The sequence below is a fragment of the Microbulbifer sp. TYP-18 genome, from assembly GCF_040932045.1.
Classification (GTDB): Bacteria; Pseudomonadota; Gammaproteobacteria; order Pseudomonadales; family Cellvibrionaceae; genus Microbulbifer.
In genome coordinates this window covers 18,975-39,527 of record NZ_JBFRBC010000014.1, presented here as the reverse complement: position 1 = coordinate 39,527, position 20,553 = coordinate 18,975, and the positions used below count along the sequence as shown (strand labels likewise).

Genomic DNA, 20,553 nt, shown 5'->3' with positions numbered 1-20,553 from the left:
CTGCCCCAGGCGGACTACTTGCCCATAAACTCCGGATAAGCTTCCATTCCACATTCCAGCAAGTCAACACCTTCTTGCTCCTCGTCCTCGCCAACGCGGATACCGGTGACGGTTTTGAGCAGCAGCCACACCGCCCAGGAGGCGGTAAATACCCAGCCGAAAATAGTGGCGGCGCCGATTAACTGGGCGGCAAACGAAGCACTGTCATTGGTAACAGGTACCAGCATCAGCCCCAGCAAACCCACCACCCCATGCACCGAGATGGCACCCACCGGGTCGTCGATTTTGCGTTTGTCCAGGGCGACAATGGAAAGCACCACCAGCACACCGCCCAAGGCTCCGAACAGGGTCGCCTGTACTGGGGTCGGGGTGGCCGGCTCGGCGGTGATCGCCACCAGCCCGGCCAGGGCGCCATTCAACAGCATGGTCAGGTCCGCCTTGCCGAACAGGATGCGCGCGGTAAATAGCGCGGCTATGGCGCCGCCGCAGGCAGCGGCATTGGTGTTGAGAAATACCCTGGCGACGGAATGAGCGCTGGAGGCATCGCCCAGCTTCAGCACGGATCCGCCATTGAAGCCGAACCATCCCATCCACAGGATAAAAGTGCCCAGAGTGGCCAGCGGTAAATTGGCACCGGGGATCGCATAGACCTCCCCGTTGCGACCGTACTTGCCGTTGCGGGGGCCCAGCAGCAGCACCCCGGCCAGGGCAGCGGCGGCGCCGGCCATATGCACAATGCCGGAGCCGGCAAAGTCCGAAAAACCCAGCTCGCCGAGGTTGTAGAGGCCGAACACATCCCGGTCTCCCCAGGTCCAGGAACCCTCCAGCGGATAGATAAAACCAGTCAGGACCACGGCGAAGGCCAGAAAGCTCCACAGCTTCATCCGCTCCGCCACCGCTCCGGACACGATGGACATGGCGGTCGCCACAAAAACCGTCTGAAAAAAGAAATCGGCAGCGCCCGAGTAAACCGAGTCCCCCGAAAAACCATTTTTGGCGGATTCCGTCAGCACCTCTTCAATATCAAAGGTCTCGATACCGGCCAGCAACCAGCCGCCATCGTACATGATCGCGTATCCACTCAACAGGTACATAATGCAGGCAATGGCGAACAGAGCCACGTTTTTAGTTAGAATTTCAGTGGTGTTCTTCGAGCGCACCAGGCCGGCCTCCAGCATGGCAAAACCGGCTGCCATCCACATAACGAGTGCGCCGCACACCAGGAAATAAAACGTATCAATTGCGTACTGCAATTGAAAAATTTGATTTTCCATCTTTTGCTCCGTTCAGTCCCCAGAGTGGTAAAAAATTATTGAACCCTTGTTGGCCGGCCCGCTTACAGGGCCGGATGGAAAGCTTAAATAGCGTCCGCACCGGTTTCGCCGGTACGGATTCGTACCACCTGCTCCAGGGTAGTGACGAAAACCTTGCCGTCGCCGATCCTGCCGCTGTGCGCCCCCCGGCTGACAGCGTCCAGCACTGTGTCCAGCTGTGACTCCTGCACGGCTATCTGCAACAGGGTTTTGGGTAGGAAATCCACTACATACTCGGCGCCCCGGTAGAGTTCCGTGTGCCCTTTCTGCCGCCCAAACCCCTTCACCTCGCCCACGGTGATACCCTTGACCCCCGCCTCGGCCAGGGCATCGCGCACAGCGCCGAGCTTGAAAGGCTTTATAATTGCCGTAACCAGTTTCATCAGTATTCCCCCAGGTGTTTGACCGCCGCTCAACTCCCCAGCAGTCACCAGCTATAGGTGGCGCCGGCGAGGACCGATGGTTCGCACCAGTCCAGTCCATAACACTCACGGTCGCTGATATCGGTTCCAACCAGTGACGCGCTCAGGCTCAGGCCGCCGAAGGCCCGACTCAGCGTTAAGGAATAATCCACATAAGAATCCGCCCCGAACAGGAACCCTTCTTCTTCGAACAGATTGGCCCCCAGATGGAAATCCAGGCTCAAGGCAGCAGGCAGCTCAAAGCCAAATTCGCCGTAGGCGTATAAAAACTTGCCGGTACCGGCCCAGTAGTCATCGGAGTAGGCAGCGCCCAGTGTCAGGTTGGAAATAGCGATACTGCCGTAGACTTCCTGGTAATCCTCGTCCCGGTCACTGCCGTGATAGGCGTAGTAGATATAACCCAGGTCGTAGCCCACACCCGTGCTGAATTCACCGGTGTAACCACCGTAAAAATCCTGCTCATAGTCGGTCTCATCCCCGCCCCAGGCGAAATCCACCTGGGAGGCCCAGGTACCCAGGTAGAAGCCGTTTTCCAGCTCCAGGTCGGCACCGCCCTGAATGGCCGCACCGCCATCGGTCTGCGATACACCACGGAACTTGTAATCCGTCACCAGCCCCAGATTGGCGCTGACGGAAATACCGCTTTCGGCAGCGGTTGCAGTGGCGGATACCCCTGTAGTCAGGATCGCTGCCGCCAGTGCAACAGCGGCTTTTTTTATCGTGTGTGCCACTTTGGTTCTCCTCCATCTCTGAGATTGCGGTAACTTTTTTACGTTTACAGCCGGCTTCAGCTCGGGGGTCGGCCACGGGCATATCGCCCTACCGAAAGCTCTTTCCGTGTGAACCGGCAATGCCCGGTCGCTGAAAGCCGCCTGCACTGGTGTAGTTGCAGACTTGATGCCAATTCCGCAAAGTTGATAAAAATCAATAAGTTGAATTTCGATTTGGCAACAGGAGGGGCAACGGGAAAAAGTGACGGTGGGACAAACGCACCAAAATCGTGATAAGGATTCGACTGCCGCCCCAAAAAGGGGAGCGCTGGGTTCAGGCACCTCAGGCAGTCGCGTTGCAGAGCGGCCATAGAGTGCGGCATTGCCTCGGGCGCGCCCCAATCTGGCCGCATCTCTTTGTGCCACCGCCTCCCTGGGCTACAATCACAGCGTCTCATCGCCCACAGCGACATCTCTGTTTCTATTGCCCGGGATCCACCAGTGCCTACAGACAAATTGCAACAACTACTCGACGAATTGCGCCGGCAGGGCACAGTGGTCAGCGGCGACCTGCGCGACGCACTTTCCGTGGCACTGGGAAAATTGCCGCTGGTATCACAGCAGGAGTTCGACACCCAGGTGGCCATACTGGAGCGAACGCGGGAAAAGCTGACGCGAATGGAAGAAGAGCTGAAAACCCTTGAGCAGGCGTTGGCCGACCAGCGGCAGGAGTCGTCGCCCAAAACCTAACCGGTACGGGCCGCTGCCCGGCAACACTCGGGAAAGACATTTTGAGTCTCTCCATAACCTACGCCCGCGCACAGCACGGGGTTTCCGCCCCACTGGTGACCGTGGAAACCCACCTCGCCAATGGCCTGCCCACCTTTAATATCGTCGGCCTGCCCGAAGCGGCAGTACGCGAGAGCCGCGACCGGGTGCGCAGCGCCATCGTCAACAGCCAGTTCGAATTTCCCCAGCGCCGCATTATTGTCAATCTGGCCCCGGCTGACCTGCCCAAAGAGGGTGGCCGCTACGACCTGGCCATAGCACTCGGAATTCTCGCGGCCTCCGGGCAGGTGCCCGGCGAACAGCTACAGGAATGCGAATTTATCGGTGAACTCGCCCTGACCGGTATTCTGCGCACCGTGCCCGGCGCACTGCCCGCTGCCATTGCGTGCGCCCAAACCGGGCGAACCCTGATCGTCCCAGAGGAATCCGGTGCGGAAGCCGCCCTCGCTGAAGGTGAATGCCGTACCGCCCAATCCCTGTTGCAGGTTTGCGCACAGCTACATGGGCGCGAAGCCCTCCCCGCTGCGGCGGCGCGCGACACTCAAGCTGTACCCCAATGTGCTGACCTGGCCGAGGTCCGGGGCCAGTTGCGCGCCCGGCGCGCCCTTGAAGTGGCCGCCGCGGGCGGTCACAACCTGTTGTTTTTCGGTCCGCCGGGTACCGGCAAAACCATGCTCGCCAGCCGTCTTCCGGGCATACTGCCGCCCCTGCGCCGCCGCGAGCTGACCGAAGTCGCGGCGGTCTATTCCAGTGCGGGACTGGCGGAGCTCCGCCAGCGGCCCTTTCGCGCGCCCCATCACAGTGCCTCACCCGCCGCCCTGGTTGGTGGCGGCAGCGACCCGCGACCCGGAGAAATTTCCCTGGCCCACCGGGGCGTATTATTTCTGGACGAATTACCGGAGTTTCCCCGTCACGCATTGGAGATACTGCGGGAACCGCTGGAGAGTGGCGAAGTACGGATTTCCCGGGCGCGGGCCCAGGTCACCTTCCCCGCAGATTTCCAACTGGTGGCGGCCATGAACCCCTGCCCCTGCGGATATTTGGGTGAAGCCCGCTGCCGCTGCACACCGGACCAGATACAGCGCTATCGCGGCAAACTCTCAGGGCCCTTGTTGGACCGCATCGACATGCATGTCGAAGTCACCAGCTTACCCGCCAGTGAATTGCAGCAGGCGCCACCCGGTGAGCCCTCCGCAAGCGTAGGGGAGCGGGTCGCGCGAGCGAGGACACGGCAACTGGAACGGCAGGGGAAAATCAACGCCCAACTGGCCGGCGCCGAACTGGATAAGTACTGCCCACTGGGGCCCAGAGAGCGGGCATTGCTAAGCCGTTCGCTGGAGCAACTGGGACTGTCTGCCCGCAGCTACCACCGGGTGCTTAAAGTCGCCCGCACCCTGGCGGATCTCATCAATATGAAAAATATCGGCACCGAGCAGATTGCAGAGGCACTGGCCTACCGGAATCTGGACAGGGCCCAAACAACCTGCTAGGTAGCCACAGCTGTTTGGGCCCTGTTGTGACAACACTTCATAGTGCGATGGAAGGGTCAGCTGGCCAGCCAGTTGCGATTGTCACTGAGGCCAGCACGCAAATACTCCATCTGGTCCACAATGATATTTCGACCCTGCAACAGTAATGCCTCAAACCTGTTGGGCGTAAAGGGCAATGCCAGCAGTTCCATCTTAGCTTCTTCCGGTGTTCTCGCAGCCTTTACATTGTTGCACCGACGGCAGGCAGCACATGTATTTTCCCAGCTGTTGGCACCCCCGCGCGAAGTGGGGATGATATGATCGCGGGTCAATGCCCTGGCTGGGAATTTGTCACCACAATAGAGACACAAATACTGATCCCTTGCGAAAAGATTGGCGTTGGTCAGTGTCGGTGTTTTGCGGAAACTGCGGCCCTGGATTCCGCGACCGGCAATCACTGACGCAACGGCCAACTCCGAACGGGTGCCACAGCGGCGAGTACCACCGCGCAGTACGGTAGTGAAGGTGCCCAGTTCCCACAAAACCTGATCCTTGGCGTACAGGCGGGCAGCCTCTTCGAGCCTCATCCACGACTGTGGCATTCCAGCGGCGTCTAGATAGAGTACTTGTTCCATCACCTTGGCCCTGTCAATTATTCTTAATGCGATTGTTGCTTGGCATTCCCGACAGGACTCGAACCTGCAACCGACGGCTTAGAAGGCCGCTGCGCTGCCAATTGCGCTACGGGAGTTTTAAGAAGGTCACCTGGTCCACGCTGTGGTATCCCTGGTTAAGTAGGTACAGTGCCGCCAGTCTCCGCTCTGCTGGCGAGACCTGGTTGAGAATGACCTGACGGGGCAATCGATGCTGACCATTCGCCCAGGATAGAAATTCCACCAGGTTCTCCCGACAGGTTAGCGGCTGCAGGATTTGCACCACCGAAATTGGTCGCTCTTTCAATAACTGCTTTGCGGTTACATAATTGGTAACCTGAAGCTCACTGCCGTCGCAGTAAGAAGTGATCACAAGACGCATGACAAATCCTCCACGAGATCTGGAATGGCGGCCCCGGGGAGACTCGAACTCCCAACCACCTGGTTCGAAGCCAAGGTCTCTACCAATTGAGGTACGGGGCTATAAAAATTGGAGCCCAGGGCGAGGATTCGAACCCGCATTTTCCTGATTACAAATCAGGCGCTCTGCCAATTGAGCTACATGGGCGTATAGAAAAGGGGACGATCGTAGGGCTAACAGGAATGACATATTGCCACCACGCCGAGCCACAAATAGATTCAAGTGAACCTAGCAGGTTGCTGAAACTCGAAGAATTTCGACGCCTGGTACCGGAATATGGATGTTCCGGCAAAATCGGCGATGCCTAAGTCGTTGATTTTGGGAGAAAAGTGAAAATCACATTTTTCACTTTTCATGTTTTGAAATAGGCAGGATGCCTTTTTCAACAACCTGCTAGAGAATCGAATTTACTTAAAGCCAGTCACTTCAGCTACTGGAACAAGAGCGTAATTATTGATCGGTGCAGCTGGGCTTGAACCTCCGACCTTCCGTTCCCAGGGCCGACGCACTACCCGGCTGCGCTATGCACCGAAAATAATTGGGGCCGAGGCAGTCGCACTCGCGACCTCCTGCCTTCAAAGCAGGCATTCTGTTGAAAACACGACAAGTCCAAATATTGGAGTCCGGTGCCGGATTTGAACCGACGTAGAATGGATTTGCAGTCCATCGGCTATGCCTCTCACCCAACCGGACAGGAAATTGGCTGGCGGTTCCGGACTTGAACCGGAAATTCGAGGGTCAAAGCCTCGTGTGTTGCCCATTACAGGTTATTGAAAAAGCCTTCCCTGGCTTTCTCAACCCAGGTTTGCGGCACATGTCCGCAAACCCTCCACGACAAATCATGCGGTTACACGCTTGATTTGCGGCCCGAACATCCCTGTTCGGGACAACAAACAGTTGTCTGGTGCCCCAGGAGGGAGTCGAACCCTCAAATAACGGTTTCTAAGACCGCCGTGTCTGCCAATTCCACCACCGGGGCTGTTAAATTGTTTGCGCGGGGAAATTTGTCCCAAAATAGTAGGCTTGAGTCAGCCTCATAGACCTATCCACCATTCAATGAAACCTATATGCTCTAAATTACTGTATCCGTAAAGGATCCAGCGGACCTCCCAGCTCCACTATTCGTGTAGATTTTGCCCTCGCCCCACCAATGCGAAAAACGATTTCTGCTCATCAGCAATCCCCCGGGCAACAATTTCGGGAGAAGCACTTCGCTGCTAATCTGGCGATCCCGGCAGGAGTCGAACCTGCAATCTCCAGCTTCGCACGCTGGTGCCTTGCCGTTTGGCCACGAGATCAAACGAAAATATGGGGTGACCTACCGGAATCGAACCGATGTATACGGGAGCCACAATCCCGCGCCTAACCATTCGGCCAAGGTCACCACAAAACTGGCTGGCGAGGACGGGATCGAACCGCCGATCTCCCGGTTAACAGCCGGACGCATTACCACTCTGCTACTCGCCAACAATTGGCACGTCGGGCAGGTCTCGAACCTGCAACCTGCGGTTTTGGAAACCGCCGCTCCGCCAATTGAACTACCGACGTAATTTAAATCACACTGTAGGAGGCACGGGAATCGAACCCGCCTGTGCCGGATTAAAACTCCGGTGCCTAGCGCCGATCGGCCAACCTCCTACGCTGCGCTCTAAAATGATGCCCGGCGCGGGATTCGAACCCGCGGTATCCTGTTCGACGGGTAGATGCGAAAAGCCTCTACGCGAACCGGGCATAACAGGCCAATGCCCCATACTAAAAAAGCGACCAAATTGTAAAAAAACAGCTGGGTGTCAGTGCCAGCGCACTTTTAGCCCGCCAACAAAAAACCCGGATGGCGGGGAGCCAACCGGGTTCAATCGTTTTTTGCGATCTTATCCGGTTGGCGTATAGCCGACCGGACAGGCCAAGCTACACTTCTATGTGAAAACCATTCTGAATCCTGATCCCTTTCCCAGGATTAGATGGCCAATGTATAAAACGATTGGGCAGCAAACGGGTACAGGAGTTTAGCCCCAGGCCCCGGGTCTTACCGCATAATTTCTGATGTCTGTTAAACACTGCTGTCACCTTAAAAACTCGCGCTGCCGATATCGGCTTCAACTTTACTCCAGCAAGCCAACCACTTGCTGTCAATTGCTTTTTAAGTTACCACAAAAATTTTGCCTGGTAACAGTTTTTCTATAAAAAAATTTATATTTTTCAACAATTTAACTATTTACAAGCGAGTGCTACCCCACCGTATCCGGTATCTCGAAAAATTGGGCTCGGGGCCAGTTGCGGCGCTGATTCATGCGCTCAGGTTTGTCCCGTTTTCAATATTTTCGTCGACATTGTGTCCTTAAAAATTGGTGGTCCGCAGCAGACTCGAACTGCTTCCCCCCGCTTATGAGGCGGGCGCTCTTACCAGATGAGCTATCGGACCTCAACAAACAAAAACCCCCGGAGGCGAACCTGCGGGGGTTTTTAGTACCAACTCCAGAAGGCTCGCAGCCTCCCGAATTACAGAAGGCAGTTAACGCGGATTTATCTCCACGCATCTCAGACAGCACCGCTGCCCGGACGAGGCGGTTCGAGCACCTGAATTTATATGCACAGATAAACTTCTCATTAACTTTCTCAATGTAAGTTGCTGCGAGGCTTTTAAAGCACTTTTTCTTTTCGGCCTCGGCTTCATTTTCAAATCGCTGAACCTATAGTCTCCGATTTCTATTTTTACGTTAACACAGAAATTCCACCGAACAACAGTTTTCTATAAAAAATATATATTTTTCAACAAGTTAATCATTTGCAAGCCGAATAATAACCTACCGTATCCAGCATCTTGAAAATTGGGCTCGGGGCCAGTTGCGGCGCTGATTCATGCGCTCAGGTTTGTCCCGTTTTGGATATTTTCGTCGGCATTGTGTCCTTAAAAATTGGTGGTCCGCAGCAGACTCGAACTGCTTCCCCCCGCTTATGAGGCGGGCGCTCTTACCCGATGAGCTATCGGACCTTAACAAACAAAAACCCCCGGAGGCGAACCTGCGGGGGTTTTTACTACCAACTCCAAAAGGCTCGCAGCCTCCCGAGTTACAGAAGGCAGTTAACGCGGATTTATCTCCACACATATCAGGTGCCACCGCTGCCCGGCCGGGGCGGTGTCAACACCTGAATTTATATGCGTACGTAAATTTCTCACTAACTTCCTCCAAAAAATCGCTGCAACTATAGCGGATAAAAATCGCCAGCGCTACCATAGTTGGTCATTTCAGAACTTCCCCAATATTGACTTGCTACATAAGTTATCGGCTTAACCTGCTACAAAGATGTACCGCTGCCGGGCGAATGCCGACGCAAACCCACTCAGCCATCAGTTTTGGCTTTTGACAGCTGTTCAAACCTGAGCCCGTATTTCTCCAATAACTGACGCACCCGGTGGGAGTCGTTACTGGATTTCTTCGCAATCCGGCTCACCCCGAAGAGTTTTCTTCCGGCCTCCGCCATGGAGTTGGACGCCTGGCATACCTGGATAACACCGGCGAGCTTGATCTGGTCATAATAATCCATAGTCTCGCAGCACCCGGGACCGAGCAAACTCTCGATGCATTGCCGCAAATCCGCCGGGGACTGATCGCGCCTTCGCCACTTGTGCCGCAGCCGCTGAATCTCCTCCTCCACTACGGCGGTAGTGATGCGACCGCCGTCAGCCAGGGTGCCCATACGGACAATACTGGCATTGAGATCGCGAAAATTGGCGGGCCAGGTGGCTTCCGGCGAGCAACCAAAGCGCAGGTAAGCTGCCCGCGCCTCCTTGCTGAAGGACACAGCATAACCGGATTTTCTTGCGAAGGTCTCCAACTCAAACTCGATATTGGGCTCCAGGTCTTCGATACGTTCGCGCAGGGAGGGTAACCGGTAGGTCCATAAGTCGATACGTGCCAACAGGTCCGCACGGAATTTCCCCTCGCAACTGAGCTGGGCCAGGTCCCGGTTGGTGCCGGCAATAAGCTGAAAGTTACTTGTCACTTCCCGGTCTGCGCCAAAAGGCATAAAGCACTTGTGCTCCAGTGCACGGAGCAACATCGCCTGCTCATCCAACCCCATTTCGCCGATCTCATCGAGAAACAGTAAGCCTTTATCGGCTTCCATCAGCAAACCGGGGCGCTGGGTGGTGGCGCCGGTAAAGGCACCCTTGCGATGGCCAAACAGGGCCGACATGGCATTTTCACCCCGCAGCGTAGCGCAGTTAACCGCCACCAGACCGCCCTCCAGCTGCCCGCGCTGTTTGCGCAGCTCAAAGATTCGCCGCGCCAGCTGGGACTTGCCCGCACCGGTGGGGCCGGTGATCAGGATGGGCGCATCGGAACGGATGGACACTTGCTCCACCTGTTCGATCATGCGGTTAAAAGCCGGGTTATTGGTCTCGATTCCACCTTTCAGGTAGCTGGTGCCCTCACGGTGCTCCTTTTGGAAACGGGAGGCGATCTGGTCGTACTTGGACAAATCCAGGTCGATCACCTGGTATTGCCCAGGCAGATTACTGTTATTGCGCGCCGGCGCAGTCTGCAACAAACGCCCGGGAAAATAGCCGGCTTCCGTGAGCAGGTACAGGCAGATTTGAGCCACATGGGTGCCAGTGGTGATATGCACCAGGTATTGCTCGTATTCGGGCTCGAAGGTATAGGCGCGGGCGAAATCCAGTAAGTTGCTATAAACGCTTTCAAAATCCCAGGGGTCGCGGAAGTTCACCCGGTGGTGGACCACCTCCGTTTCCGGGGAGACCCGCGCTATATCTTCAGTAACCTGGTTTGCCAGGCCCTGAGCGTGGTTGTCGAACAGGAGTTCCAGCCGATTGATCAACAGGTCATCGTGCTGGCACATGGAAATATTGGGTCGCCACTTGTCCCAGCGCTTGTCGCCCTTACCGCGCCGGTCCTTACTGGTGCCGAGAATACTGATAGCTATTGTTTTCATGCTATCCAGAATATAAGACATCTATCAAAAAAGATATATTTATAGGACTTATCACCTGTCTACAAATTGCTCTACGTAATTTCATATGAAAAAAATATCCATAAAAAACATATAGTTATGGTCAATCAGAAAATAACTGCGCAGGTTGGCATCCTTTTCGCTATATCAGTGACAAACCAAACCTATGAACAAGCAGAGCATTATCAAAAGGAGAGACACCATGACACCCATGTCGTATGAGGTCATGCAGGCGGGTGGGGTACCCATTAAGTCCTGGACCCTGGGTGTGCCCTTCGAGGAGGAGGCGAAGGCGCAGCTGTGCAACATCTCACGCATGCCGTTTATTCACAAATGGGTGGCGGCTATGCCTGACGTGCATCTGGGCAAGGGCGCCACTATCGGCAGCGTGGTACCGACCCTGGGTGCGGTGATCCCCGCCGCGGTGGGCGTGGATATCGGCTGCGGCATGATGGCGGTCCGCACCAGTCTCAGCGCGGCACAGCTGCCGGACAACCTGGCCGGGGTGCGCAGTGCGATTGAGCGCGCCGTGCCCCACGGCCGCAGCGCGGGCCTGCGGGGAAAAAGAGGGCGGGACAAGGGCGCCTGGGCCGATGTGCCGGAAGATGTGTCAGCTGGCTGGGCACCCCTGGCGGCCCGGTTTGAAGCGCTGAAGGAGCGGCACCCGGTGTTGAAAAATACCAACAACATCAACCATCTGGGCACGCTCGGCACCGGCAATCACTTTATCGAGATGTGCCTGGATGAGCACGGCAGTGTATGGCTGATGTTGCACAGCGGTTCCCGTGGCGTAGGCAACCGTATCGGCACCTACTTTATCGAACAGGCCAAGCGGGATATGGAGCGCTGGCATATTCAGCTGCCGGACAGAGACCTGGCGTATTTCCCCGAGGGCACAGAGCACTTCGACGAGTATGTGCAGGCAGTGGAGTGGGCGCAAAACTTCGCCCGCATCAACCGCGAAGTAATGATGGCACGGGTGATTGGTGCCGTGACCCAGGCATTGGGTATGCAGTTCGACGCGCGACAGGAAGCGGTGAATTGCCACCACAACTATGTGTCCCGAGAGCACCACTACGGCAAAGACGTACTGGTGACCCGCAAGGGCGCGGTGCGGGCGCGCGCCGGTGAAATGGGCATTATTCCCGGTAGCATGGGCGCAAGATCTTTTATTGTGCGCGGGCTGGGCAACGAAGAGAGCTTTTGTAGCTGTAGTCACGGTGCCGGGCGGGTCATGTCCCGCACCAAGGCAAAAAAACTGGTGTCACTGGAAGAACACCTCGCCGCCACCGCCGATGTGGAATGCCGCAAGGACGCCGGCGTGATCGACGAGACCCCTTCAGCCTACAAGCCCATCGAGAAAGTTATGGCGGCACAGAGGGATCTGGTGGAAATCGTTTACACCCTAAAGCAGGTGGTTTGCGTCAAAGGTTAATCCACCCCCCGCCTGTTGGCACAGGGGCATAGACAGCAGGAATGGGGGAGCGGGCAGTCACTAGCAGGTTGTTGAAAAAGGCATCCTGCCTGTTTCAAAACACGAAAAGCGAAAAATGTGATTTTCACTTTTCTCCCAAAATCAACGACTTAGACGTCGCCGATTTTGCCGGAACATTCATATTCCGGTAGCAGGCGTCGAAATTCTTCGAATTTCAACAGCCTGCTAGGGTTACCGCTCCCACAACAGCGTTTGGGCGGCCTTGTTCAGTCAGCGGAACCGGCTCTGTATACCGGCCCGGCACCACTGTCACTGACAGCGGGTGTACCGATGGGATAAGTCCTCAAACATCAACTTTGTAGCTCAGTTGGGTAGAGCAATCGACTTGGATCGATCTGTCGCAGGTTCAATTCCTGCCAAAGTACCGTCGTCTCAAAAACGACTCCCTGGTAAAGGCGAGAGCCTGGGGTTCGAATCCCCACAAGCTGAAATATCTTGTTGAAATCTAACCGGGGCCCGGATGCCGTTTTCAGTATTGGAAACCCAACCTTCACAGGTTGGCGGCCCATATGAAGCGGCCAGCTGGCTGCAGTGTCGCCTTTCGTGGGTTTGCACGATGCGACCTGGCGATACGTTTTAAGAAGGGACTCCTGAGGCCAGGGATAGCAACTCCCGGGCTCAGGACGAGCCGAGCGGGAGTCCCTCTAAAACCGCTGTTTCCAGGTTCCATCCTGTACAAGCGATAGGCCACACTGTAGCCGGCCGGGCCCCACCCGAACATATAATTACTAAAAAAGAACTCTGTTATGAAGTCTTTATTCAAACTCTGGAAAACCGTCGATGTGGCGGATCACGAGCGGGCGCTGGTCTTTCGCCGCAACCGCTTCGAAAAAGTATTGGGCCCAGGGCGCAGTAGGATTCCACTGTTCGGCGGTCCTGTGCGGGTGCAGACCCACGATATCACCCAAGGTGCCTTCGATGAAGCCATGGCAAAATTTCTGGTAAAAACCTATGGGGACCTCTTTGCCGATCACCTGCACGCCTACGAACTGTCCGACCATCAAGTCGGGCTTTTTTACCGGGACAATCACCTGGTGGATATTTGGCCGCCCGGAAGTTTCCGCGCTATTTGGAAAGGCGGTGACTCAGTGCGTGTGGACATAGTGGATATTACCCAGGACTACACGATCGACAAAAAACTGCTGGGCCTCCTCGGCCGGGGTTTAGCGATCGGAAAGATTCGCACGGCCGCCTACGCCATCAGTTATAACGAAGTCCCCGATGAACATGTTGGTTTGCTCACGGTCAACGGCAAACTGGAACAACTGCTCCAGCCGGGCTGTTACGGCTACTGGAAATACAACCGCTCTGTGACCGTAAAATTGCTGGACCTGCGGCTGCACACTGTCGAGGTAAATGACCAGGAGATCCTGACCAAGGACCGAGTCAGCCTGCGCATCAATTTGACCGGAACCTATAGAATTACCGATCCGCAAACGGTGTCTTTAAAGCTCAATGACAGCAAGGCGTTTATCTATCGGGGGTTACAACTGCATTTACGCGAAACAGTCGGCACTCATACCCTGGATAGCTTACTTGCGGGCAAGGACCACCTGAATATTGCCATCGCTACGGGTATCCGCGACAAACTGGCGCAATACGGTATCGAGGTTGCCAGTGTTGGATTGAAGGATATTATCCTGCCCGGTGATATGAAGCTGATCCTGAATCAGGTGGTGGAGGCACAAAAGGAATCGGAGGCCAACCTTATCAAACGCCGGGAGGAAACCCAGGCTATGCGCGCCCTGCACAACACAGCCAAGATGATGGACAACAACCCGGTGCTCTTGCGCCTGAAGGAACTGGAGGCATTGGAGCGGGTCAGTACGCGCATCGACAAGATTTCCGTATACGGCGGACTCGATAGTGTGCTGAATAACCTGGTGAACCTGGGCTCTGGCAAATGAGCTGTGCGGCATGCCGCAAATTTGTGTATTTGTATAAGGGAATTGACCCATGATTGAGATAGATGGTGCCCAGGGTGAGGGTGGCGGGCAGATCCTGCGGACCGCCCTGACCCTGTCCCTATGCCTGGAAGAGCCGGTAAGGATAAAAAATATTCGTGCGGGTCGGCAAAAGCCCGGGCTATTGCGCCAGCACCTGGCCTGCCTGAGGGCTGCCAAGGCCATCAGTCACGCCCAAGTCAGCGGCGAGCAGTTGGGCTCTCGCGAGGTGGTTTTTATGCCGGGGAAGGTCGAGTCCGGCAAATACCATTTTGCGGTGGGCTCCGCCGGCAGCACCAGTCTGGTATTTCAGACGGTGCTGCTGCCGTTGCTCTATGCTGATGGTGTCAGCGAGATTCACTTCGAAGGCGGCACGCACAATAAAAAAGCACCCAGCTTCGACTTTATCGCCCGCGCCTATCTACCGCTGCTGGCGCGTATGGGTGCCAAGGTATCCGTGGAGTTGCACGAGTATGGCTTCTACCCAGCTGGTGGTGGCAGCATCTTTGCGCATATCCAGCCCCTGCCCCGGTTGTCTTCACTCGATTTGAGTGAGCGCGGTACCTTGTTGGATTTTGAAGCCGTCGCCACTAGCGCCAACATTCCGGGCCATATTGCCCAACGGGAACTGGCCCAGGTGCGGAAGAAATGCGATTGGGCACCGGAGTGTCTGCACCAGCAGTCTGTTTCCTCTGCAGGCCCCGGCAATGTCCTTTCCCTGCGGCTGCATTGGGAACATCTGAGCGAAGTCTTCGACGCGATGGCCGAACTGGGTGTAACCGCGGAAAATGTGGCCCGAAGGGCCATCGGGCAGATGCAGCGCTACCGCCATGCGGGGGTTCCGGTGGGTGAGCACCTCGCTGACCAGCTGTTACTGCCGATGGTCCTGGGCTCTGGTGGCTGTTTTCGGACTCTGAAGCCCAGCCAGCACCTACTCACCAATATCCAGGTAATCCGGGACATATTGGGAGCAGATATACAATTGCATCAACAGGGTGACGACGACTGGCAGGTGATTGTCGAGGGTGCTAATCGGAAGCTGGCTACAGGCTGCTCATCGCAGAATAATGCCGCTGGATTACCGGATTAGCAGGACCGTATACCCTCTCCCTGAATTCTATTACCACCGCTCACCAGTTTAGGGCCCGGCCTGCCCCCTGGCACTTTGCATTACCTTTTGTGCTGAGATTTGCCGCTCCAGTTTTTTATGCGCCCGCTCCGCATAGGCGCGACAACCGATGGGCTTTTCCTGTTCCGCCCGGGCCTTATAGTGCCAACCGCTTGCGCCGGCATGGGGAGTGATCAACAGATCGCAGGGCAGCTGGCCCACCCGCTCAAAGCTAAGGCGATAATCCTGCACAATATCCGGATAACGGGGATTATCAACCAATTGGTAATCCGGCGCGCTGAGGCTGTCCACATAAGCGATATTCATGGTTTTGCCATCCACCTTATCCTGCCAGGTCCAGGCCATGCTCCCGGGCGTGTGACCGGGAATAAAATGCACCTGCAGCCTGAGTTTGCCCAGCGTTACCAGTTCCCCATGGTGTAGAATGCGGTCCGCCTGTACAGGGGGATACAAAAGGTTGTCGCCGAAGTGAATATCATCGGCACCGCCGCTGGCCAGCAACATCGCGGACTCCGCATTTGTCACCACCCGGGCGCCGGTCGCGCGCTGTAAAGCCGCGAGCGAGCCGACGTGGTCCGCATGGGCATGGCTGTGCAGAATCAATTTCAGGTCCGAAGGCTGCAATCCCAACGCCTTGAGATTTCCGAGCAGGTGATCCGCGGTCTGCGCCATGCCCCCGTCGATTAGGACGGCCCCTGCAGGGTCTTTGAGCAACAGGGACGTGATAGCTTCCGTACCAATCTGCCAGCTATTGTCCGCTATCTTTAACGGCGGAACCGGCTGTAGCCAGGACTCGGGCACCTGGTAGGCTTCCAATTGCGGCAGGGGACCCAGTTCTTCCGCGCCAGCCAGCCCGGAAATTGTTCCAAGCAGAGCTATAGCGGGGAGGATTTTAATAGGCATTTAAATGTCTCGTTTTGCTTTTCCAATTTCCATCGGGGCTCAACCCGATACAGCGGCCGGATTATTTTTCAGGGTTATCCCTGTACCATTGATCTGCACGCAACCGGTACAAACAATGGCGCAGTAAAGGGCTTTCAACCGGCACTTGAGGATGTTCGAACACTTGGGGATCGCGCTGCATACCAAGCCGCTCCATTACCCGCATGGAGCGACTATTTTGCAACGCCGTAAAGGACACCACCTCACTAAGCCGCAACACCGCAAAAGCCACCTCCAGAGAGGCGCGTGCGGCTTCCACAGCGTAACCCTTCCCCCAATAAGGGTGGGCCAGTCGCCAGCCAATCTCTACGGCCGGGGCGAACGGCAGCTCATCGCCTACGTTTTTTATACCCACTAAACCGAGAAATTCGCCGGTCTCCCTAAGCTCCAACGCCCAGAAACCCCAGCCATGCTTTTCAATATAGCTGCGGCCGCGGTCGACACCTGCATCGCTTTCCTTTCGTGTAAGCGGTGCGGGGAAAAACTCCATTACCCGGGGATCTGCATTCATCGCAGCGAAAGCGGGCTTGTCTTCCTCGCGCCACTGGCGCAACTGCAGACGTTCAGTGATTGGCTGTATTAAAGTAGTCATTGGATGCCATTAACCTGGCAATCCAGTGGATAGCCCTCTCATCCAATGGATTGACCTCATTAAAAACCTGCGTAATTACGCGGAGTCGCTGGCCTTTCAAGAACTCGCGGCGGCCTCCGTCCGACGGTGGTACACCCTTGTACCCTGTTAACCCGGCAACTTATTGAGTTGCCCGGTTAACAGTTTTTCGTTATTGCATATAGCTTCAACCGGAGCCACCATAAAATCACACAGATGGGGCCGCTCGCTCTGTTCGCGACAGGCGGTTTCAACAAAGCCCAGTTTTTCGTAGAGCCCCCTCGCCGGCAAATTGGCGCGCAGTACAAACAGCGAGCACTCGGCGGCATTCAGGGCCCGGCTGCCGGTTTGCGCGAGCAGGGTTACCAGAATTTTCCCCAGCCCGGCTCCGCGGTGCTCCGGGGCGACGATCAAGCGGCCCAGGTGGCAGCGACCCCGACGCTCGTGATACTGCCCGAAAGCCAACATCTCGCCTTCGGGATTGCTTATCACATAACCCTGCAACTCCCGCCAGTAACAATCCTCTAAAAAGGACGCCCTGTCGAAAGGGTAGCGAAAATTCGGACCGCCCCACTGCAGGCATTGCTGCCGGTCCGACAGCCAGGACATCAGGGTTGTGATCTGCCCTTCCCCCATCGGCTCCAGCTTGATCCCCGTCACCGTCAGTCCCTCAGGTCTGTTGGCGACGCTTTGCGAGCCACCTGTCCAGCTGATCGGCAAAGGCCTTGCGGTCCGCCTGGCTGAGTGCCGGCGGGCCACCGGTATGCACACCGCTGGAACGCAGTGTATCCATAAAGTCGCGCATATTCAGGCGCGCGCGGATATTGGCCTTGGTGTAGCGCTCGCCGCGGGGATTCAGGGCCTCGGCCCCCTTGTCGATCACTTCCGCCGCCAGGGGGATATCGCTGGTAATCACCAGGTCCCCCGGGTCGCAGCGCTGCACGATTTCGTTATCGGCCACATCGAAACCCGCGGTTACCTGCAGCGAGCGGATATAGCGGGACCGGGGCACCCGCACCGCCTGGTTGGCGACCAGCGTCAGTTCAGTGGCGGTGCGCTCGGCGGCGCGGAACAGGATTTCCTTGATAGCCACCGGGCAGGCATCGGCATCGACCCAGAGTTTTGTCATGGTTGTACAGCCTTTTCGAGTCTGTCCGGCGGCGCACCCTCATCGCACTTGCCGCAACTGAGCCGATGGCCCAGCATGGACTTTCGACCCGCCTCGGTGATGACCCAGGTCCGGCAGGTCCAGGGCGGATCGTGGCGCACATGCTGGAAGTGGCCGCAGGCCAGTTCGGCCACCCAGTGGTGCTCCTGGTCCAGGTGATAACCGGTGATGGGTTGCTGCATGGGGATAACCGGAAAAGATGCGCAGTTATAGCCAATCCTAAGCGCAAAGTATACGCCTGGCCATGGCTTCCCACCGGTGCTGGGAGTATCCGAGCCAAGGCTGATAGAATCCCCCGCTTTCCCGCCATGCGAAGATGCAGTCCCGAACATGACCCAGCTCAACCCCCGCCAGTCTGAGGCGGTGAAATATGTGGACGGCCCCTGTCTGGTACTGGCCGGCGCAGGCTCCGGCAAGACCAGCGTGATCACCCGCAAGATTGCCTACCTGATTGAGCAGTGCGGCTACGCCGCGCGCAATATCGCCGCCCTCACCTTCACCAACAAGGCCGCGCGGGAGATGAAGGAGCGGGTTGGCAGGCTGCTGGCGGGACCGGGTGGCAAGCGTTCCAGGGCGAGCCACGGCCTGACCGTGTCCACCTTTCACAATCTGGGGCTGAATATCCTCCGCAAAGAGCACCGCGCCGCCGGCTTCAAGCCCGGCTTCTCCATTTTCGATGCCGAGGATGCCCGCGCCCTGATCAAGGAGTTGATGCTGCGGGACGGCGAGCTGGACACAGATCTGCTGGACCGGGTGCAGCACCAGATCTCCAACTGGAAGAACGACCTGCTCACCCCGCGTCTCGCCCTGGAGCAGGCCCAGAGCCCCGGTGAGCAGAGCATCGCCATCGCCTACCACCGCTACTGCGAGGCTCTCAAGGCCTACAATGCGGTGGACTTTGACGATCTGATTCTGCTGCCGGTGCAGCTTTTCGAAAGCGACCCGGAACTGCTGCAACGCTGGCGCAAGAAGATCCGCTATCTGCTGGTGGACGAATACCAGGACACCAACAATTCCCAGTACCTGCTGGTAAAGCTCCTGGTGGGGGGCCGTGGCGGCCTCACAGTGGTGGGGGACGACGACCAGTCCATCTACGCCTGGCGCGGCGCGCGACCGGAGAATATGAGCGGCCTCAAGACCGATTTCCCCAACCTGCGCCTGATCAAGCTGGAGCAGAACTACCGCTCCACCAGCCGTATCCTCAAGGTGGCCAACCACCTGATCGCCCACAATCCCCACGAGTTCGACAAGGCATTGTGGTCCGATCGCGGCCTGGGGGAGGAGATCCGCATTCTCAAGGTGGCCAACGAAAATGAGGAGGCGGAACGTATCGCCAACGAGATCTACCTGCAAAAGAGTCGCCGCGGCTGCAAGTTCATGGATTTCGCCGTGCTCTACCGGGGCAACCACCAGGCGCGCCTGGTGGAATTGAAGCTGCAGGAGCACCAGATCCCCTACCAGATGTCCGGCGGCACCTCATTTTTCGCCCGCGCCGAGATCAAGGATGTGATGGCCTATCTGCGCCTGCTGGTCAATCCCGACGATGACAATGCCTTCCTGCGTATTATCAACACGCCCCGCCGCCAGATAGGCACCAGCACCCTGGAAGCCCTGGGGCACTACGCCAAGGGCCGGGAAATCTCCATGTTCGCCGCCTGCACCGAGGTGGGCTTCAAAGAACATATCAACGAGCAGGGTTATGAGCGCCTCAACCGTTTCGCCCATTGGCTCCAGAGTGTGCAGCGCAACTGCCGCGAGTCCAGCGCCGACAGTGCCCTGCGGGAGATGCTGGACGATATCGACTACCCGGGCTGGCTGGCCCAGAACGCCAGCAGTGAGAAGGTGGTGGAAAAGCGGATGGAGAATGTCTACTGGCTGTTGGAAAGCCTCAACAAGACCATGCAGGGTTCCGACGACGAGCTGGAGCAAGATCTGCGCCTGGAGCAGGCCATCGCCAAACTGATCCTGCGGGATATGCTCGACCGCCAGGAGGAAGAGGAGGCCATCGACAAAGTCAGCCTGATGACCCTGCACGCCGCCAAGGGTCTCGAATTCCCCCATGTGTTTATGATCGGCATGGAGGAAAACCTGCTGCCCCATCGCAACAGCATCGACGACGACAATATTGAAGAAGAGCGCCGCCTCGCCTATGTGGGCATCACCCGCGCCCAGCGCACCCTCACCATGACCCTGGCCAGCCGGCGCAAACAGTTCGGGGAGACCCAGGACACCACACCCAGCCGCTTTCTGGATGAACTGCCGGAGGAGGACGTAGTGTTGGAGGGGTTCGGCAAGACCACCCCGGAGCAGAATCAGGCCAAGGGGGAGGAAACCCTGGGGTCGCTGCTCAGCATGTTTGACTGATCGGTGGGAAAGCCCATCAGCACAGGTTACCCCTTCAGAGCCAGGGAGTGGAAACCGACGGCGGGCGCAGCAGTGGACCGCCGCCCTAAAAAAGCAAAAAGCCGCTCCAGGAGCGGCTTTGCAAAGAGTATCAGACACCGATTGGGTCGCTGGA

Annotated in this window: 17 protein-coding genes and 12 tRNA genes; 6 read left to right on the top strand and 23 right to left on the bottom strand. The window is 56.9% G+C overall.

The features are described from left to right. Positions 1 to 14: 14 nt before the first annotated feature. The 3 genes from ABVT36_RS12245 to ABVT36_RS12235 all read right to left on the bottom strand — a co-directional run bounded on the left by ABVT36_RS12245 (position 15) and on the right by ABVT36_RS12235 (position 2,466). The gene (locus ABVT36_RS12245; protein WP_368456829.1) at positions 15 to 1,274 is read right to left on the bottom strand and encodes an ammonium transporter; all 1,260 of its coding nucleotides are present in this window, start codon (positions 1,272 to 1,274) and stop codon (positions 15 to 17) included. 83 nt (positions 1,275 to 1,357) lie between these two features. After that, positions 1,358 to 1,696, bottom strand: coding sequence for a P-II family nitrogen regulator (locus ABVT36_RS12240; protein WP_368456828.1), 339 nt, complete (start codon positions 1,694 to 1,696; stop codon positions 1,358 to 1,360). A gap of 44 nt (positions 1,697 to 1,740) precedes the next feature. Then, positions 1,741 to 2,466: a TorF family putative porin gene (locus tag ABVT36_RS12235; protein WP_368456827.1), complete on the bottom strand. Its 726-nt coding sequence runs from the start codon at positions 2,464 to 2,466 to the stop codon at positions 1,741 to 1,743. A gap of 480 nt (positions 2,467 to 2,946) precedes the next feature. Between ABVT36_RS12235 and ABVT36_RS12230 the strand changes: the two genes are divergently transcribed. Both ABVT36_RS12230 and ABVT36_RS12225 read left to right on the top strand, forming a co-directional pair. Further along, positions 2,947 to 3,195, top strand: a complete 249-nt coding sequence (locus tag ABVT36_RS12230; RefSeq protein ID WP_367151966.1) for an accessory factor UbiK family protein — start codon at positions 2,947 to 2,949, stop codon at positions 3,193 to 3,195. Positions 3,196 to 3,236: 41 nt separating this feature from the next. After that, positions 3,237 to 4,724, top strand: a complete 1,488-nt coding sequence (locus ABVT36_RS12225) for a YifB family Mg chelatase-like AAA ATPase (RefSeq protein ID WP_368456826.1) — start codon at positions 3,237 to 3,239, stop codon at positions 4,722 to 4,724. A 56-nt stretch (positions 4,725 to 4,780) separates the two neighbouring features. Here the strand turns inward: ABVT36_RS12225 and ABVT36_RS12220 are convergent, their stop codons facing one another. From ABVT36_RS12220 to rtcR, 15 genes are all read right to left on the bottom strand, one after another. Next, a complete protein-coding gene (locus ABVT36_RS12220; RefSeq protein WP_368456825.1) occupies positions 4,781 to 5,338 on the bottom strand; it encodes an HNH endonuclease in 558 nt (185 codons plus the stop codon). A 40-nt stretch (positions 5,339 to 5,378) separates the two neighbouring features. Continuing rightward, positions 5,379 to 5,454 (bottom strand) — tRNA-Arg (locus tag ABVT36_RS12215). Further along, positions 5,445 to 5,738 carry a hypothetical protein gene (locus ABVT36_RS12210; protein WP_368456824.1) on the bottom strand — a complete coding sequence of 98 codons (294 nt, stop codon included), beginning with the start codon at positions 5,736 to 5,738 and terminating at the stop codon, positions 5,445 to 5,447. The genes ABVT36_RS12215 and ABVT36_RS12210 overlap by 10 nt, the downstream gene beginning before the upstream one ends. A 109-nt stretch (positions 5,739 to 5,847) precedes the next feature. Next, positions 5,848 to 5,924, bottom strand: a tRNA-Thr gene (locus ABVT36_RS12205). A 470-nt stretch (positions 5,925 to 6,394) separates the two neighbouring features. Beyond that, positions 6,395 to 6,470: transfer RNA gene (locus ABVT36_RS12200), tRNA-Cys, on the bottom strand. Positions 6,471 to 6,679: 209 nt separating this feature from the next. After that, positions 6,680 to 6,756: transfer RNA gene (locus ABVT36_RS12195), tRNA-Leu, on the bottom strand. A gap of 244 nt (positions 6,757 to 7,000) precedes the next feature. Continuing rightward, a tRNA-Arg gene (locus ABVT36_RS12190) sits at positions 7,001 to 7,075 on the bottom strand. A gap of 11 nt (positions 7,076 to 7,086) precedes the next feature. Continuing rightward, positions 7,087 to 7,161 (bottom strand) — tRNA-His (locus tag ABVT36_RS12185). An 8-nt stretch (positions 7,162 to 7,169) separates the two neighbouring features. After that, positions 7,170 to 7,244: transfer RNA gene (locus tag ABVT36_RS12180), tRNA-Asn, on the bottom strand. Between the two features lie 5 nt (positions 7,245 to 7,249). Next, positions 7,250 to 7,325, bottom strand: a tRNA-Trp gene (locus ABVT36_RS12175). Between the two features lie 16 nt (positions 7,326 to 7,341). Next, positions 7,342 to 7,415 (bottom strand) — tRNA-Lys (locus ABVT36_RS12170). 19 nt (positions 7,416 to 7,434) lie between these two features. Beyond that, a tRNA-Arg gene (locus ABVT36_RS12165) sits at positions 7,435 to 7,508 on the bottom strand. A 615-nt stretch (positions 7,509 to 8,123) separates the two neighbouring features. Next, positions 8,124 to 8,199: transfer RNA gene (locus ABVT36_RS12160), tRNA-Met, on the bottom strand. Between the two features lie 494 nt (positions 8,200 to 8,693). After that, positions 8,694 to 8,769, bottom strand: a tRNA-Met gene (locus ABVT36_RS12155). 350 nt (positions 8,770 to 9,119) lie between these two features. After that, positions 9,120 to 10,730, bottom strand: coding sequence for an RNA repair transcriptional activator RtcR (gene rtcR, locus ABVT36_RS12150; protein WP_368456823.1), 1,611 nt, complete (start codon positions 10,728 to 10,730; stop codon positions 9,120 to 9,122). A gap of 220 nt (positions 10,731 to 10,950) precedes the next feature. Here rtcR and ABVT36_RS12145 point away from each other — a divergent pair, with 220 nt between their 5' ends. The 3 genes from ABVT36_RS12145 (at position 10,951) to rtcA (ending at position 15,276) form a co-directional block, all read left to right on the top strand. Next, positions 10,951 to 12,183 carry an RtcB family protein gene (locus tag ABVT36_RS12145; RefSeq protein ID WP_367151962.1) on the top strand — a complete coding sequence of 411 codons (1,233 nt, stop codon included), beginning with the start codon at positions 10,951 to 10,953 and terminating at the stop codon, positions 12,181 to 12,183. An 806-nt stretch (positions 12,184 to 12,989) separates the two neighbouring features. Further along, positions 12,990 to 14,150 (top strand): slipin family protein, encoded by a 1,161-nt coding sequence (locus ABVT36_RS12140; protein WP_368456822.1) that lies wholly within the window; start codon positions 12,990 to 12,992, stop codon positions 14,148 to 14,150. Between the two features lie 49 nt (positions 14,151 to 14,199). Then, complete coding sequence (gene rtcA, locus ABVT36_RS12135; protein WP_368456821.1) at positions 14,200 to 15,276, top strand: RNA 3'-terminal phosphate cyclase; 1,077 nt, start codon at positions 14,200 to 14,202, stop codon at positions 15,274 to 15,276. A gap of 48 nt (positions 15,277 to 15,324) precedes the next feature. Here rtcA and bla read toward each other — a convergent pair whose 3' ends face one another. The 5 genes from bla to ABVT36_RS12110 form a co-directional block, all read right to left on the bottom strand. Further along, positions 15,325 to 16,218 carry a subclass B3 metallo-beta-lactamase gene (gene bla / locus ABVT36_RS12130; protein WP_368456820.1) on the bottom strand — a complete coding sequence of 298 codons (894 nt, stop codon included), beginning with the start codon at positions 16,216 to 16,218 and terminating at the stop codon, positions 15,325 to 15,327. A 61-nt stretch (positions 16,219 to 16,279) separates the two neighbouring features. Further along, on the bottom strand, positions 16,280 to 16,849 hold the full coding sequence (locus ABVT36_RS12125) for a GNAT family N-acetyltransferase (RefSeq protein WP_368456819.1): 570 nt from the start codon (positions 16,847 to 16,849) through the stop codon (positions 16,280 to 16,282). A 147-nt stretch (positions 16,850 to 16,996) separates the two neighbouring features. Beyond that, a complete protein-coding gene (locus tag ABVT36_RS12120) occupies positions 16,997 to 17,527 on the bottom strand; it encodes a GNAT family N-acetyltransferase (RefSeq protein ID WP_368456818.1) in 531 nt (176 codons plus the stop codon). 10 nt (positions 17,528 to 17,537) lie between these two features. Next, positions 17,538 to 17,996 carry a YaiI/YqxD family protein gene (locus ABVT36_RS12115; protein WP_368456817.1) on the bottom strand — a complete coding sequence of 153 codons (459 nt, stop codon included), beginning with the start codon at positions 17,994 to 17,996 and terminating at the stop codon, positions 17,538 to 17,540. Then, entirely contained in the window at positions 17,993 to 18,217 is a 225-nt protein-coding gene (locus ABVT36_RS12110) for a DUF3565 domain-containing protein (protein WP_367151950.1), read from the bottom strand. Before ABVT36_RS12110 ends, ABVT36_RS12115 begins: the two co-directional genes overlap by 4 nt. A 148-nt stretch (positions 18,218 to 18,365) precedes the next feature. On the opposite strand from ABVT36_RS12110, the gene rep reads away from it, so the two are divergent. Beyond that, the gene (rep, locus tag ABVT36_RS12105; RefSeq protein ID WP_368456816.1) at positions 18,366 to 20,399 is read left to right on the top strand and encodes a DNA helicase Rep; all 2,034 of its coding nucleotides are present in this window, start codon (positions 18,366 to 18,368) and stop codon (positions 20,397 to 20,399) included. Positions 20,400 to 20,553: the final 154 nt, after the last annotated feature.